This window comes from Sphingobacterium cavernae (genome assembly GCF_008520265.1).
In the GTDB taxonomy this organism is placed as follows: Bacteria; Bacteroidota; Bacteroidia; order Sphingobacteriales; family Sphingobacteriaceae; genus Sphingobacterium; species Sphingobacterium cavernae.
On record NZ_VIQM01000065.1, the window covers coordinates 46,706 to 62,891 of the forward strand.

The window sequence follows — 16,186 nt, forward strand, 5'->3', positions numbered from 1 at the left end:
TACGGCTTAAACCTATAAACAAGTTTGCATAACTACTTAAATTAATGGATATTTGCGTTTTAAAAACTACAACAAGAAGAGATGTCAAATTTAGTGCGTATTATTATTAGCTGTTTACTTTTGGTAGGAACAGTAGTATTATTTTGGTTTGGATATTGGGGCTGGGGTATTTTAGGTATTCTAGTTACAATTTTGGCTTGGGTGACTGTTTTCTTTCACGAATATATGCTTATTACACAATGGTATTTTCGTAAGCAAGATACTGTCAATGCGGAAAAATGGTTGAGTAAGATCACAAATTACGAGAAACAGCTTATTCCTGCGCAACACGGATATTATCATTTACTATTAGGTCTAATGGAATCTCAACGTGCACCTTTGCAATCGGAAAAATTCTTTAAGAAAGCACTTTCATTAGGTTTGCATATGGATCACAATGTAGCTTTAGCGAAGTTAAGTCTAGCTGGTGTAATGATGGCAAAACGCAATAAACGTGAAGCAGAGAAATATTTGCAAGAAGCGAAACGTGCAGATAAGAACAAATTGTTAGCAGATCAAATCAAAATGATGAAAGATCAAATGGGAATGATGGACAGACAACAAATTCGTTATTCAAGATAAAAACATTCAAAAGCCTCGAAAATTATCGAGGCTTTTGAATTATAAATCTATAACAAATTCTAATATTTTCCCTTCTTCCTGAAAATCTTCAAAGGCTAGTTTTAATTGTTTTGGTTTGCCCCATTGCTTTTTCCAATCTCCAGTTTTGATTGTCAGTACCACTGGCTCATTACGTGTAAGCAAATAACGAAGATAATTTTGCCTGTCCTCCAGACGCACAAGAACCTTTCCCAATTGCATCGTATGATACCATAAAGGTTTTTCACTACCACTCAACAATCCCGTTGAAAAGGTATTTAACTTAAATTCACGAGGATTTTTCAAGTATGATTGCAAATACAATTCTACTGTCGCCGTATCTCCTTTAGCTGAAACTTGTACACCCTTAGTCCATACCTCGATTTCGTTGATATCTGTGGATTTGCGTTCTTCCTTCTCTTGCGCAAAAGAAAAACTAACACCTAATGTAATTGCTAGAATCAGAAATAATCTTTTCATTAGATAATTAACGTAATCTATCAGCTGACTTGATTAATTTCTCATCATTACGAATGCCGCCCAATGCCATTGCTAAAAAGATAATGGAAATAGGCAACAAGAAAAACCCTACACCTATATTGCTAGCACCGAAACTTTGTGATATCAAATCCAATGTAGCAGCAGAGGTAAAATACATCCAAACGCCCAATAACGCTATTAAAGCTATGGAAACAAAGATCAATTTAATTTGAAGTTTTCTGTTTTTGAATTGAAAAATAGTCACAAAAGGTACTAATGCAACAACTATCGTTGCTATTGTTTGCAATAGAAAATTGCTTTGCTTTACGGATTCATTATTCACAGCAGAATATTCGCCAGTGACAAATAACTTTTTGCCCAACCCCACCAAATCGATATAATTTAAATATGGGAACATAAATAATCCTAAAATAACTATTGTTGCTAATAACAACCAAATTGTTTGAATGCGTTGAATCATATCTGTTTTTTAATCTTATGCCAATATTACAAATATAGTATAAACCACAGAAATATGACTTTGTTCTACCGTTTCGGTAGTAGTATTTTTTTACCTTTGTTGTGTGAATGACATGAAAAGATTTTTTTTAGAAATAGCCTATGACGGAACAGCCTACCACGGATGGCAAATCCAGCCAAATGCTATCGCCGTACAAGAAAAATTAAACCATGCTTTGCACACATTTTTACGTGAAGAAGTCGAAACAGTTGGTGCAGGACGTACCGATACAGGTGTGCATGCAAAACAATTGTATGTGCATTTTGATAGTGCAAATAAAGTCTTAACAGAAAATCCAAACCGTGCCTCACTTTCTATCAATTCACTGTTGCCTTACGATATTTCTGTGCAGCGCATAATAGTAGTTGCGGACGATGCACATGCGCGCTTTGATGCGACTGAACGCTCGTATGAATACCACATTCACAGCAAGAAAAATCCTTTTTTGATAAATAAATCTTGGCTTATGCGCGATATCCCAGATGTAGAAAAGATGAATGAAGCAGCAAAATTCTTGTTAGGCACAAAAGATTTCGAATGTTTTAGCAAATCGAATACACAGGTCTTTACTAATATCTGTACCATTAAAGAAGCACGTTGGGAACAAAACGGTGACCATTTTGTTTTTCACATTACGGCAGATCGCTTTTTGCGTAACATGGTTCGTGCTATTGTGGGGACGCTGCTAGAGATTGGCGTGAAGGGAAAACCTATTTCGTATATTCAGGAGGTCTTAGAAAGCAAAAGTCGTTCGAAAGCAGGTGTATCAGTGCCTGCGCATGGATTGTATTTGACACGTGTTATTTACCCATATATTCAAGAAAAATAGATTTTGAAACAAGATAAAATAGCAGGAAAAGCATACGATAGCAAATTGTTGGGTCGTCTAGCCAAATATATGCGTCCATACAGAACCATCTTTTGGGTGTCTGTCGTATTGACGATTCTGTTGGCGGCAGTTGCGCCAGCTTTACCGATGTTGATTGAGTATACGCTCGACAACTATATCTTGAATGGGGAATACGAAGGGTTGGACATGATGCTCATTATTATGATGCTGTTGCTTATTGCGCAGACCGTAGTGCGTTATTTCCACACCTTGATGACTAATACTTTGGGGCAGTCTGTGATTCGCGACATTCGTATTCAAGTATTTGAACATATTACAAACTTACGCCTCAAATATTTTGACAATACACCTATTGGGCGTCTAATCACCCGAACTATTTCCGATTTAGAAACAATAGCGAATATCTTTTCTGAAGGTCTAATCCAGATTATCGGCGATTTATTACAATTGGTGGTGATTTTGGGTGTGATGTTTTACACAGATTGGCGATTGGCATTGATTATTCTTGTTCCAATGCCGTTGATGCTGTGGGCCACCTATATTTTCAAAGAAGCGATGAAATCGGCATTTCAAGATGTGCGTCTTTGGGTTTCGAATTTGAATACGTTCTTACAAGAGCACATTTCTGGTATGGCTGTCATTCAGTATTTTGCGCGTGAAGAGCAAGAGATGAAGAAATTTGACACCATCAACAAAGAGCATCGCAATGCGCATGTACGCGCCAATTGGTACTTCTCTATATTCTTTCCTGTATTGGAAATTATCATTGCGATTGCGACAGGACTTTTGGTGTGGTATGGCTCAAAACAGGTTTTAGCCGATGTTATTTCACCGGGTGTAGTCGTTGCATTTTTGATGTATATCAATATGATTTTCCGACCTATTCGTGAGCTTATTGACAAGTTCAATACCTTGCAAATGGGTATGGTTTCGGCAGAACGAATTTTTGATGTGTTGGATACGGACGAGTTTACACCAAATGCAGGAACACATAAGCCTGCGCACATTCGTGGTGAAATCGAATTTAAGAATGTTTGGTTTGCATACAACGAGGAGAAATGGGTTTTGAAAGACGTTAGCTTTAGAGTACAACCGGGTGAGACATTGGCTTTGGTCGGTGCCACAGGAGCCGGAAAGTCTTCTACGATCAATATTCTGAGTCGATTTTACGAAATCCAAAAAGGGCAAATTTTATTGGATGGCGTAGATATTCGTGATTACGAATTGACCTTCCTACGCAAGAATATTTCAACAGTTTTACAAGATGTATTCTTGTTCTCTGATACTGTTAAAAACAATATAACACTGCAGAATCCAAACATTATGGATGAAGAAATTATCAATGCAGCAAAACGCGTAGGGGCATATGATTTCATTATGCGTCTACCAGAAGGTTTGGATTATAAGGTACAAGAAAGAGGTGCAACACTGTCAGCTGGTCAAGCGCAACTGGTTTCTTTTATTCGTGCCTTAGTACACGATCCACGTATTTTGATATTGGATGAAGCAACTTCTTCCATTGACACCGAAACAGAATTGATGATTCAATCCGCTATCGATAATTTGATGGAAGGACGTACCGCTATTGTGATTGCACATAGGCTTTCGACCATTCAGAAAGCTGACAAAATAATTGTCTTAGAGAAAGGTGAAATCAAAGAAATTGGCTCCCATCAAGAGTTGTTAGCGATGGATGGCTATTATAAGCGACTTTACGATTTACAATTCGACTCAGCTGGGATTTAACAGTTCAACATACTCTATTTTGTAGATAAGTTTATTACTTTTAATGATTAATTATAAACTTATTTACAGCATATGCTTATTCGAATAGTCTGTTGCCTTTGCTTTTTATATAATTTTAATAGCCTTGCTCAGGAAAAGTCCTTTAAAGTTTTTCAACTTAATATATGGCACGAAGGTAATTCTGTACCGAAAGGCTATGAAGCCATTGTTGATGAAATAATCGATAAAAATGCCGATGTTGTACTTTTGAGTGAGGTTAATAATAAGAACGGTGTTGATTTTGTAACAAAACTTCTTAAAGATTTAAAACAAAAAGGACAGACCTACTACGGAATTTCCAGTGAACATTCGGTAGATGTAGCAACACTTTCAAAATTTCCGATTCTCGGTCAGTTTACTTTGTATGAAAAGGAAAATCGACAAGGACAAGTTTTGAAAACTAAAATTACTATTCACAATCAACAATTAATTTTCTACTCCTTACACCTAGATTACACCAATTACGCTTGTTATTTACCAAGAGGATACGACGGTGTAACCTGGAAGAAGATGGATAAGCCGATTACAGACGTACAAGAAATCTTAACCGCGAATCGTAAAGGAAAGCGCGATGAAGCTATACGCGATGTGATTGCAGATGCCGCTAAGGAATCAAAAAAACACAGCATTATCATTGCTGGAGATTTCAACGAACCATCACACTTGGACTGGATAGAAGAGAATAAACATTTGTACGATCGTCGTGGCGCAGTGGTTCCTTGGGATTGTTCGCTGATGCTGTATGCAGCTGGATTTAAAGACGCTTTTCGTGTTATTTATCCCAATCCTGTTACGCATCCCGGCTTTACCTATCCGAGTTACAATCCTGACGTACCTATCAGCAAATTGGCGTGGACTCCCGAAGCGGATGACCGTGACCGCATCGATTACATCTATTATAAATCACCGAATAAAAAGCTCAAATTAAAAGACATAAAAATAGTAGGTCCTGAGGCTACTGTACGCTATGCACAGAAACAAGAGAAAGATAGCCAAGATGACTTTATATCACCCAAAGCTGTGTGGCCAACGGATCATAAAGGCCTATTAGCGACATTTACGATAAAATAAATTGCTATGCCTATTCGATTCACTGATCAAAATAAAAGGCTTACAGATTTTCAGACGGAAGTTTGGGTAATGTGCCCAAATTGTGCGAAAAAAGCTATTGCTAAAGTTGATTACGAATTGAAAAAGGCAACACTATTTTGTGAAAGTTGTGGATTCAATAAACAATCATCAACAGAGGCTACTATACTTGGGATAAATGGAAATTGGAATATAGCCGCACACAGTTATTTTAGTGCACAACTTTGGTTGCAACATCCTTTTAAAAATGATGTGTTCGTAGCCTTCAACGCGGATCATCTAAATTATTTGGAGCAATATATTGCAGCCGATCTTAGAGAACATAAAGAGAGAACTGGTTTTACATTATTGGAGCGTTTACCCAAATTTTACCACGACGCCAAAAACCGCAAAGCTTTGCTCGCAATCATTCAGAAATTGAAGAAAAAATAGAAGTCGTCAGATCTTTGTTTTAACACAAAAAACTCCCTTTATCAAAATAATAAAGGGAAGTTTGAAGTTGTGCCTAGCCTACCTATTTATAAGAGAGAATGCAGTAAGAAGACTAGGTCTTAATATTTTTATTCTTGAATAATTCGATACACTTCGCGCATATAGTTCGCTTCTTCTAGAGCTGTCGTGAAATTATACCATTCTTCCTTTGTAAATGTGAACAGAATTTCTGGTGCTGGTGTGGCTAAAAACATGCGCTCTTCGTCATCTGGAAAAGCCAAAAACTCTTCATTGCCCACCCTATTCCTTATTTCGTCCAGAAAACAAGCGTATTGAAAAGAAGAAAAAGTCAATACATAAGATTTCTGCCACACATAATGAAAATTACATTTGCTACAATAGCTGATGGAAGTATTCCCTTTTGTGGTAAGATTTACGGACTGACACATATTGTTTTTATTTAGACCAAATATAAATAAGAAAATCTAAATAACAAATGTTGAGCTAAAATTTAACAAAAAAGGCTTGTTTCAAATTTGAAACAAGCCTTTCGTTATGAATTAGAATAAATTAATTTAATCCTCTTTTCTTCATTAAATGAATAGGATCTGGCTCCTGTCCACGGAAAGCTTTGTATAAATCCGCAGGATTGGCAGTGCCACCTTTTTCCAAAATATTTTTACGGAATGAATCTGCTGTTACTTGGTCAAACAAACCTTTTTCTTTGAATGCAGCAAAAGCATCTGAATCCAATACTTCAGCCCAAATGTACGCATAGTAACCTGATGAATAACCGCCTGAGAAAATATGTTGGAAATATGAACTTCTGTAACGCGGAATTATCGCATCAATCAAACCGGCTTTGTCCATTGCTTTTTTCTCAAACATATTTACATCGCCCGCAATAGGTTTTTGTGTCGCGTGAAAATCTAAATCCAATAAAGAAGCTGCTAAATATTCTGTTGTTGCAAAACCTTGATCAAATGTTCCTGCATTTTCCATTTTCGTAATTAAAGAATCAGGAATAGCTTCGCCAGTTTTGTAGTGTTTAGCGTAAGTTTTCAATACTTCAGAATCTGAAGCCCAGTTTTCCATGATTTGTGATGGCAATTCTACGAAATCACGAGATACTGATGTACCTGATAAAGATTTGTATTTTACGTTAGACAACAAGCCGTGTAAAGCATGTCCAAACTCGTGGAATAAAGTACTTGCTTCATCGAAAGTCAATAAAGCTGGTTGGTCACCAACTGGTTTTGTAAAATTGCATACGATAGAAATCACTGGAGCCACACGCTTGCCATCAACAGTAGATTGCTTGCGGTATGAAGTCATCCATGCACCACCTCTTTTCGACTCACGAGGGAAAAAGTCAGCGTATAATAAACCTAAGTGAGAACCATCTTTGTCTTTCACTTCATACACTTCTACTTCTTCGTGGTATGTAGGCACATTATTCAACGCTACAAAAGAAATACCCCATAATTTTTTTGCTGTTTCAAAAGCACCTTCACGTACAGATGGTAAGCTAAAATAAGGCTTAATTTCTTCCTCATTCAACGCAAAACGTTTCACACGAATTTTCTCTGCATAATATCTCCAATCGTAAGGCGCTACTTTGAATGTATCTTGTGCTGCATCGATTTCCTTTTGGATATCTGCTGCTTCTACTTTCGCTTTATTAAGCGCAGGAGTCCACAATTTATTCAACAACTGATATACATTCGCAGGATTAGCTGCCATAGACTCTTCTAGTACATATGCTGCATGCGAATTGTATCCTAATAATTTTGCTTTCTCCAAACGTAGATTTGCAATCTTAACTAAAATCTCTTTGTTGTCACTTTCGTTGTCGTTATTACCTCTTTTTTGGTAAGCATTCCAAATATTTTTACGCAATTCACGGTTGTCCGCGTATTGCAAAAATGGCATTACAGAAGGATTAGATAAGGTGAAAACCCATTTACCCTCTTTGCCTTTTGCTTTCGCTACATCTGCCGCTGCGGAAACTAATCCTGTTGGCAAACCCGCGAGATCGTCTTTGTTCTCAACTACAAGTTCATAAGCATTTGTCTCTGCCAACAAGTTTTGTCCAAATTGGGTAGTCAATACAGAAAGCTCTGAATTGATTTTTTTCAAAGACTCTTTGTCCGCATCAGACAAATTAGCTCCCGAACGAACGAAACCTTTGTAGGTCTCTTCCAATAATTTCAAATCTTCAGCATCTAAGGCAAATTTATCTTTGTTAGTATATACAGATTTTACGCGATCGAATAATTTTCCGTTCAAGCTAATCTCATCACTATGTGCTGAAATTTGTGGTGCTAATTCTTTTGCTAAGGATTGAATACTATCATTCGTGTTAGCCGAATTTAAGTTATAGAAAACGGTAGATACATTGGACAACAATGAACCTGCATTTTCTAATGCTACTATCGTATTTTCGAACGTCGCTTTGTCCGCATTATTGACGATAGAATCAATTTCTAAATTATGTTGTTTTAACGCTTCTTCAAAAGCTGGTTTGAAATGTTCGTCTTTAATTTTATCGAAAGGAGGAACGTTGAATGGCGTTTCGTACGCTGCTAAAAGTGGATTGTCTGACTGCAATTTGTTTTCGCTACCGCATCCGACGAACATGGATGCAACAACCAAAAATGGAATGAAACTCTTTTTATTCATTACAATTTATTTAGTTTTTTAGATATGTGATGCAAAAGTAAACAATATTTCATGCAAACAGGAAATACTGAAATCAAGCAAAGCTGACAATATAAAAATATTAAGCCGAACTGTCAAATTTGTGGACAAAACTCATTTCACCGACATTTATCCTATTTTAACCGAAAATTACATAACCAATGCAATCAGATAATTATATTTGATTATTCTTTTAATCTGAATAACAAATAGATGAACAATATTAAAAATTTCTTTTGGTGGTGCGCAGGAGTACATAAAGAAACCCTAAATAAATTCCCCGAAGAACATAATAAATACATAAGCATTGGAGCTACTATCTTTTTTACGGGACTTTTCGCTGCATTAGCAGGAGGCTATGCCCTTTATTTTGTTTTTAGCGGCAGCGAATTTGCGGTCTTTTATGCCTTAATTTTTGGTGCAATCTGGGGATTGGCGATTTTTAATCTTGACCGATATATCGTCCTCAGTATAGATAAATCTAAAGGGACATTTAAGCAGATACTGCAAGCATTACCCCGAATTCTACTTGCTGTATTGATTGGTTTTGTTATTTCACGTCCACTAGAATTAAAAATATTTGACAAAGAAATTCGCGAACATTTGCGAATTGATTATCTAAAACAACAACAGGCGAATATCGATACGCTGCAAAGGACTTTTGAGAATAAATACACAGCTGAATTCACACAACTAAAGGGATTAAAAGCTCAAGCTGATTCCTTAGAGTCTACATTAAAAACAGATAGACAGAAGTTGAATCACGAAATTTTCGGAACCAAAACAGAAGAAACTTCTGGTGTATTGGGCTATGGTCCATACGCCAAGATGAAGGAAGCGAATCTCAATAAACAGGAAGTCTATCTTGACACATTACGCGCTCGTATTCAAACCAAAGAAAGTTTACTCTCCCAACGCAAAGTCAAAGAAGGCATCATGGATGAAAAAATCCTGACAGATAAAAGTTTGGATAGCGCCATCAATGTAGCGGGATTTGCGGACCGCAATGCCGCGCTAAGCAACTTGCATAAGAAGCCCGATGGATCGATTGAAAAATCTACAGAATATGCCGTTATCTTTATTACACTTCTATTTGTTTTCTTCGAATGCTTACCTGTATTTGTGAAACTCATGAGCCACAAAGACGCGTATGATGTAGCTATCTCCAACCAAAATATAGTCCATAATTTTGAATCTGCATCCAATGTCGATGTTGAGAAGAATGCACTTAATCACCTTGTGCCCCACCGCACAGATGTCGCGATACAACGAAGAATGGATAGACTAAGCCAAGAATATGAAAGTCAGAAGTAGGTTACTTTGGCAGATCTTTTCTTATAAAATTACATAGTGCATTTTTAATAGATTTACCCTTTATTTTTGGTAGATTCATTAATAATGCGTTATACTATTTCTTAATAACCTATTTTATACACGCATTATTACACTTATAGAAAAATAGCTAATATTGCGTATATAATGGTGTTATGCACAAGCTGAAAGAAAAAAGAGAATGATAATTCCTATATTAATTAGTGTTCGTGGAGTAATTTTCGCTTCAATCATAGTCCTTATACTTGGACTTTTTGTGACTATCAACAACTCAAAAAACAAGATAGAATACGACAAGTCGACAGGAATTATTGAATACTATGACAAGGAATTTCGAGAGCTTCCAATACGACACAAAGGGGATTTTCGCTATTTAAAAATTGACTCCTATCCCTATCTATTTGAGATATATGAGCCAAATAGTATGCCGACTGAAAAAACTATAGACGACTTAAAAGTTGGAGATAAAATTGACATATACTACTACGAAACTTCTGACACAAGAAATATTGGTCTGAATAGGTTTTCCCAATTTATTGACAAAAATGGTCAATCATATTTCGTTCGCAATGGATTTCAAAATCAGTTGGGTTTTACAGTTATAGGACTAGCGATATTACTGAATATTATGTCTTTCGTTTTATGGAAAAAGGGGAAATTGAAATGGTAAAAAAGCCAATGCATAACAAGGGTATCCATTCCACAACTCCTGTTAAAAGCTAGAAATTAAAAATATTTAACCTCGTTTAAGCCAGTTTACGCGAGGTTTGTTGTTTTAAACTACTTCTCCAAATTTGCTAATTCTACAATTCTTTTAAAATATAACTTTCCCTTATTAAGTTCTTTTAGTATTTTCAAGCATTTTAATGCCACCTATGAAAATACTTACCTCTGCCTTGTGCTTGGCTATTGGCTTTAGCACATTATTAGAATCAAAAACCTTTGCACAAGAAAAAAGAAGTCGTGCTCGTGAATTGGGGATAACGACGGGTATACTGCCTACAGGACAATGGAATGCTATCACAGATGTACCTGGCGTAAAAATTGGTCATACATCTGTAATACAAGGCGACAATGTTCGCACAGGTGTGACTGCTATTATCCCGCATGAAGGCAATATTTTCCAAGATAAAGTGGCAGCTGCAGTTTATGTCGGTAACGGTTTCGGAAAGATGATGGGTATTTCGCAGATTCAAGAATTGGGAAATATTGAAACCCCTATCCTATTGACCAATACACTGAACGCGCCTAAAGTTGCGGATGCACTTATAGATTATATGATTAAACTCCCCGGAAATGAACGTGTGCGCTCAGTGAACTCTGTTATCGGTGAAACGAATGATGGCGGGCTTAATGATATTCGTGGTCGTCATGTGCAAGCTGAACATGTATTACAAAGTTTGACTAAAGCTAATTCTGGTCCTGTAGCCGAAGGAAATGTTGGTGCTGGTGTGGGTACCGAAACATTAGGATTCAAAGGCGGCATCGGGACAGCTTCGCGTAAGTTACCTGCTTCAAAAGGTGGTTATACCGTTGGTGTGTTGGTGCAATCCAACTTTGGCGGTGTCCTGCAAATCAACGGTGCTCCAGTCGGTAGAGAGCTTCAAAACTTCTATATGATGGAGAAAAAAGAGCCCTACAAAGCCGACGGATCGTGTATGATCATCATAGCTACTGACGCGCCTCTGTCTTCGCGTAATCTCGAAAGACTTGCCAAGCGTTCATACATTTCCTTTGGTAATGTAGGCGGATTTTCTTCCAATGGTTCGGGCGACTATTCAATTGCTTTCTCCACAAATCCAGCAGTTCGCGTGCCTTACAACAACAAAAATAAAATTGAAATGGACGTGAAGGATGTCCATAACGACGAGCTCTCCGCATTATTTATGGCGGTATGGGAAGCAACGGAAGAAGCCTTATTAAATTCGATGTTTATGGCAGAAGATATGACAGGAATAAACAACCGTACAGTGAAAGCGCTGCCTATCAAAGAGACTTTGGAAATTTTAAAAAAATACAACGCATTGAATCATGATAAATTGCCAAAAGCTATTTCGAAGTAATTTTCTTGTTTTGCTGTTAATTATAGGCAGCATTAATGTCACTAAAGCGCAATCCAAAGAAGAAAGGCTTATCGAAATTGCTAAAGAAGTCGGAATTCCGGGAATGCAGATTGCTTACGCCAAGGGAAGTAAGATGCAAGTGTATACGCATGGCGTTAAGAAATTTGATACAGCTGATGTGATAGACAAGCACACGAGGTTTCAAGCCGCATCATTAACAAAAGTTGTCGCTGCTTATACATTTTTTCGCTTACTCGATAAAGGTGTTATTGAATTAGACAAGCCTTTATTAAGCTATTACAGCTACGATAGATTAACCAACACTACTGGAGCCGAAAAAATAACAGCGCTAATGGTGCTCACACATCGCACAGGATTGCTGAATTGGGAAGGCGATGTTCCTTCTGCGACATGGCGCGCAACTCCTTTGACTTTACAGTTTGAACCTGGAACCAATTATATGTATTCGGGTGAAGGATTTTATTTTCTGCAAGAGACTTTAGAACATATCACCAAAAAGTCCTTTCAAGCTCTGGTAGAGGAAGAAGTCTTGCAACCATTAGGCTTAAAAAACAGCAATATCGTATGGAACGATTCTCTAGAACCGAATGCTGCCTATGGTCACAATACCTTAGAAAAACCAAGAAGATTGGGTAAATACGCCAAAACTAACGCTGCATATACACTTTATACCACAGCCGAGGATTATACAAAATTTGTACAAAAAGTATTCTTTGAAGGATTTGGATTAAAAAAAATCACGCATAAATTATTGTTAGAAAAAGCTTCCCAAGCGAAAAAAGGCAAAGAGATCGATCCTACGGACAAATACGTGCCATGTGCATTGATTTCTAGAATGCAGATTAACGAAAAAGGGACAGCCTATTGGCATACAGGTTCAAATCCAGGCTTTCGCTGTTTTTTTATTACGTACCCAAAATCCAAAGAAACGTTAGTAGCCTTTATGAATACGGACGAAGGATTCCCAGCGATGAAGAAATTAATGCAACTATTTCTAGACAACAAACAAACTTTCTGGGCGTATGATTGGCGGGAAGGAGAATTAGATTAAACAAAATGATAGGAATTGTAGGAGGAGTAGGTCCACGAGCTTGACTAGAGAGATTTAAAATAACACACTCTTATTCAGTAAATGCAAATACCGTTGTAACGTGAAAAATGTCGCCTTAGCGAGTTGCCATTTGCAGGAATGTCGAAACATTGTGGCAACTCGGTACAGCGACGAGTTTTTGGTTACTTTTTGTGGAAAAAAGTAACTGCCTACCCGGCATAAGGGCTAAACATATATTCTTAAATCGAATTAATGTAAGATTAAACAAAATGATAGGAATTGTAGGAGGAGTAGGTCCACGAGCTTGGCTAGAGAGATTTAAAATAACGCACTCCTATTCAGTAAATGCAAATACCGTTGTAACGTGAAAAATGTCGCCTTAGCGAGTTGCCATTTGCAGGAATGTCGAAACATTGTGGCAACTCGGTACAGCGACGAGTTTTTGGTTACTTTTTGTGGAAAAAAGTAACTGCCTACCCGGCATGAGGGCTAAACATATATTCTTAAATCGAATTAATGTAAGATTAAACAAAATGATAGGAATTGTAGGAGGAGTAGGTCCATTAGCCGGACTCGATATATTTAAAAAAATAATTGAAGAAACAATTGCGACAAAAGACCAGGAACATCTACCTGTGATTCTCTCGTCAAAACCGCATCGCATAGCGGATAGAACAGCGTTTTTACTTCAAAATTCGAATGAAAATCCGGGCTATGCGTTATTAAAAATTATTGAGGAATTAGATAATTCAGGCGCAGAGGTTGTTGCCATTCCGTGTAATACGGCACATGCACCAGCTATTTTTGATGTTATCACAAGACAACTTCAAGATTCGAAGTCTGACATCAGGCTTTTGCATATTGTAGAAGAAACCGCAAAGTTTATTAAATCCAACCACCCCGATAAAATGGTTGGCGTATTGAGTACAACTGGAACGCGAGACACGAAATTGTACGCAGATATTTTATCAAATTTTGGTATTTCTAATATTGCACCCGATGATGAACTTCAACCGCTTGTGCATGAAGCGATTTATAATGAGCAGTATGGAATAAAAGCTTTTTCATCACCTGTCACGTCCAAAGCAACGGACAACCTGATTCAAGCGATTTCAGCTTTGAAAAAACAAGGTGCACAGGTAATTGTTCTAGCTTGTACGGAATTACCTTTAGCTTTGACAGAAAAATCTTATTTTGGAATACCAACGGTTGATCCCAATAGAATTTTAGCTAGAGCTTTAATCGAGCATATAGCTCCTGAAAAACTAAAACCCATTTAATATAAAACATATGGAGGACAGAAATTTTGACTATATAAACAAGTTGTACCATGCCCAAGTCGCATTTAAAGATCAAGCGAAACGCATTTCTATTAGCGAAAGAGTAAACTTGCTTAAGAAATTAAAGAACCTGATCCACCAAAATGAATCTAAAATAAAAGCAGCCATCTATAATGATTTTCGTAAATCAGCTATTGAAACGGAGACTACGGAAATTTTAGCGAGCATTTTAGAACTAAATGATATCATCAAAAATTTAAAGAAATGGGCTAAACCGAAATCTGTTGGTTCTTCGATGCTTTTTGCTACGACTTCAGCAAAGTTGATTTATGAGCCTAAGGGTAATACACTTATTATCACCCCTTGGAACTACCCTTTTCAGCTTCCGATTGTGCATCTTGCAGGTAGTATTGCGGCTGGAAACACAGTAATTCTCAAATTATCCGAGTTTACACCACATATAAATCAGGTAATAAAAGAGTTGCTAGCAGATTTATTTGACAAAAATCATGTCGCTGTTTTAGAGGGGGAAGTGGAAGAAACCACACATGTGCTAAAACTGAAGTTTGATCATATTCATTTTACAGGATCTCCAGCTGTTGGTAAAATAATCATGGAAGCTGCTGCAAAGCACCTCACGGACATCACCTTAGAACTGGGGGGCAAAAGTCCCGTTTTTGTTGATAAAAACATTAATATCAAAGAAGTAGCACGGAACCTGATTTGGGCAAAATTTGTCAATATGGGTCAGACCTGTATAGCACCAGATTATTTGTTGGTGGATAAGTCGATAGAAAAAGACTTTGAAAACGCTATAAAGGAAGAAATTCGGAACGCTTTCGGCGTGAACCCAAGAGAAAGCAATGATTTGGCACGTATTATTAACCAAAAACAATACGATAGACTGATTAGCTATTTGGACGAACTCAAAAATTCAGAAACAAAATGGGTTGTCAAAGGTGATCATGATAAATCCACTCTATTTATTCATCCTACGGTGCTTAAAAATTTGCCTTTAGACGCAAAGATTATGCAGGATGAAATCTTCGGTCCAATATTGCCAATACTATATTACACCGATGTTCAAGAAGCGTTGGATATAGTAGCTAAGAGAGAAAAGCCATTATCCTTATACATTTTCAGTAACAAAAAAGAATACATAGATCATGTTATGAAAAATTCAACTGCCGGAGGTACAACCATCAATGACGCGATGATACATATTATCCATCCGAATTTACCTTTTGGTGGTGTGAATAATTCAGGTATTGGACAATCTTTAGGGTATTATGGGTTTAAATCTTTTTCACACGAACGTGCGACATTAAAAGCTAACTTTTTCCCCATGAGTAAATTCTTTTGGTATCCTTACAACAATAAGACTAAAAAAGTTCTTAATCTTATCAAGAAGATTTTCTAAATTAAAAAGGTCTGTAAATTTTAAAATTTACAGACCTTTTTAATATCATATTTAAAATATATTATTTTTCGTCCCCTCTCACTTTTCCTATAATCATCTCTAATACTGCTACCACAATAGCAAATAATGTTGCATTCCAAAATCCACCTACGTCAAATTTTGAACCTAAAAGTGAATCACTTAACATGACCATTAATACCGTGATAATAAAAGAGATCAACCCAAATGTCAACCAATTCAATGGAAATGTGAACAATCTTAAAAGTCCACCAATTAAAGCATTCACCAAACCAATAACAAGTCCAGTAATAATTGCCCAACCAAAACCAGCAACTTGAGCGCCGGGAACTAGATATGCCGCCACCGCAACAACCAATCCCGTTAGAAGTAAAGAAATAATGAATCTCATAATGCCAAATTTATTTAAAATATACGTTAATTTCTAAGTTTTTCAACTTCAAAAGTAATGCCAACACAAAAGGGTTTTGGCAATAATCAAACATAACATTTTTATAATACTATGC

General features: G+C 36.9%; 16 protein-coding genes. 11 read left to right on the top strand and 5 right to left on the bottom strand.

Annotation, left to right across the window (positions count from 1 at the left end; translation table 11 throughout):
• The first annotated feature begins 81 nt into the window (after nucleotides 1-81).
• On the top strand, nucleotides 82-621 hold the full coding sequence (locus FLS47_RS12680; RefSeq protein WP_149914738.1) for a tetratricopeptide repeat protein: 540 nt from the start codon (nucleotides 82-84) through the stop codon (nucleotides 619-621).
• 39 nt (nucleotides 622-660) lie between these two features.
• Here the strand turns inward: FLS47_RS12680 and FLS47_RS12685 are convergent, their stop codons facing one another.
• A complete protein-coding gene (locus FLS47_RS12685) occupies nucleotides 661-1,119 on the bottom strand; it encodes a hypothetical protein (RefSeq protein WP_149914739.1) in 459 nt (152 codons plus the stop codon).
• Between the two features lie 7 nt (nucleotides 1,120-1,126).
• Entirely contained in the window at nucleotides 1,127-1,600 is a 474-nt protein-coding gene (locus tag FLS47_RS12690; protein WP_149914740.1) for a DUF4293 domain-containing protein, read from the bottom strand.
• Between the two features lie 112 nt (nucleotides 1,601-1,712).
• On the opposite strand from FLS47_RS12690, the gene truA reads away from it, so the two are divergent.
• From truA to FLS47_RS12710, 4 genes are all read left to right on the top strand, one after another.
• On the top strand, nucleotides 1,713-2,468 hold the full coding sequence (truA, locus tag FLS47_RS12695; RefSeq protein WP_149914741.1) for a tRNA pseudouridine(38-40) synthase TruA: 756 nt from the start codon (nucleotides 1,713-1,715) through the stop codon (nucleotides 2,466-2,468).
• 69 nt (nucleotides 2,469-2,537) lie between these two features.
• Nucleotides 2,538-4,235 (top strand): ABC transporter ATP-binding protein, encoded by a 1,698-nt coding sequence (locus FLS47_RS12700; RefSeq protein WP_394349528.1) that lies wholly within the window; start codon nucleotides 2,538-2,540, stop codon nucleotides 4,233-4,235.
• Nucleotides 4,236-4,307: 72 nt separating this feature from the next.
• Nucleotides 4,308-5,345, top strand: a complete 1,038-nt coding sequence (locus FLS47_RS12705; protein WP_149914743.1) for an endonuclease/exonuclease/phosphatase family protein — start codon at nucleotides 4,308-4,310, stop codon at nucleotides 5,343-5,345.
• Nucleotides 5,346-5,351: 6 nt separating this feature from the next.
• Nucleotides 5,352-5,795: a hypothetical protein gene (locus FLS47_RS12710; RefSeq protein ID WP_149914744.1), complete on the top strand. Its 444-nt coding sequence runs from the start codon at nucleotides 5,352-5,354 to the stop codon at nucleotides 5,793-5,795.
• Nucleotides 5,796-5,923: 128 nt separating this feature from the next.
• On the opposite strand, the gene FLS47_RS12715 is transcribed toward FLS47_RS12710, so the two are convergent.
• Both FLS47_RS12715 and FLS47_RS12720 read right to left on the bottom strand, forming a co-directional pair.
• Nucleotides 5,924-6,244: a hypothetical protein gene (locus FLS47_RS12715; protein WP_149914745.1), complete on the bottom strand. Its 321-nt coding sequence runs from the start codon at nucleotides 6,242-6,244 to the stop codon at nucleotides 5,924-5,926.
• Between the two features lie 121 nt (nucleotides 6,245-6,365).
• Nucleotides 6,366-8,477, bottom strand: a complete 2,112-nt coding sequence (locus FLS47_RS12720) for a M3 family metallopeptidase (protein ID WP_149914746.1) — start codon at nucleotides 8,475-8,477, stop codon at nucleotides 6,366-6,368.
• Between the two features lie 231 nt (nucleotides 8,478-8,708).
• Here FLS47_RS12720 and FLS47_RS12725 point away from each other — a divergent pair, with 231 nt between their 5' ends.
• The 6 genes from FLS47_RS12725 (at nucleotide 8,709) to FLS47_RS12750 (ending at nucleotide 15,662) form a co-directional block, all read left to right on the top strand.
• On the top strand, nucleotides 8,709-9,809 hold the full coding sequence (locus tag FLS47_RS12725) for a DUF4407 domain-containing protein (RefSeq protein ID WP_149914747.1): 1,101 nt from the start codon (nucleotides 8,709-8,711) through the stop codon (nucleotides 9,807-9,809).
• Nucleotides 9,810-10,008: 199 nt separating this feature from the next.
• Nucleotides 10,009-10,497 (top strand): hypothetical protein, encoded by a 489-nt coding sequence (locus FLS47_RS12730; protein ID WP_149914748.1) that lies wholly within the window; start codon nucleotides 10,009-10,011, stop codon nucleotides 10,495-10,497.
• Nucleotides 10,498-10,702: 205 nt separating this feature from the next.
• A complete protein-coding gene (locus FLS47_RS12735; RefSeq protein ID WP_149914749.1) occupies nucleotides 10,703-11,890 on the top strand; it encodes a DmpA family aminopeptidase in 1,188 nt (395 codons plus the stop codon).
• 10 nt (nucleotides 11,891-11,900) lie between these two features.
• A complete protein-coding gene (locus FLS47_RS12740; protein ID WP_188347430.1) occupies nucleotides 11,901-12,962 on the top strand; it encodes a serine hydrolase domain-containing protein in 1,062 nt (353 codons plus the stop codon).
• A gap of 533 nt (nucleotides 12,963-13,495) precedes the next feature.
• On the top strand, nucleotides 13,496-14,242 hold the full coding sequence (locus tag FLS47_RS12745) for an aspartate/glutamate racemase family protein (RefSeq protein ID WP_149914751.1): 747 nt from the start codon (nucleotides 13,496-13,498) through the stop codon (nucleotides 14,240-14,242).
• Between the two features lie 10 nt (nucleotides 14,243-14,252).
• The gene (locus tag FLS47_RS12750) at nucleotides 14,253-15,662 is read left to right on the top strand and encodes an aldehyde dehydrogenase family protein (protein WP_149914752.1); all 1,410 of its coding nucleotides are present in this window, start codon (nucleotides 14,253-14,255) and stop codon (nucleotides 15,660-15,662) included.
• Nucleotides 15,663-15,723: 61 nt separating this feature from the next.
• On the opposite strand, the gene FLS47_RS12755 is transcribed toward FLS47_RS12750, so the two are convergent.
• Nucleotides 15,724-16,071, bottom strand: coding sequence for a phage holin family protein (locus FLS47_RS12755; protein WP_149914753.1), 348 nt, complete (start codon nucleotides 16,069-16,071; stop codon nucleotides 15,724-15,726).
• Between the last annotated feature and the right edge of the window lie 115 nt (nucleotides 16,072-16,186).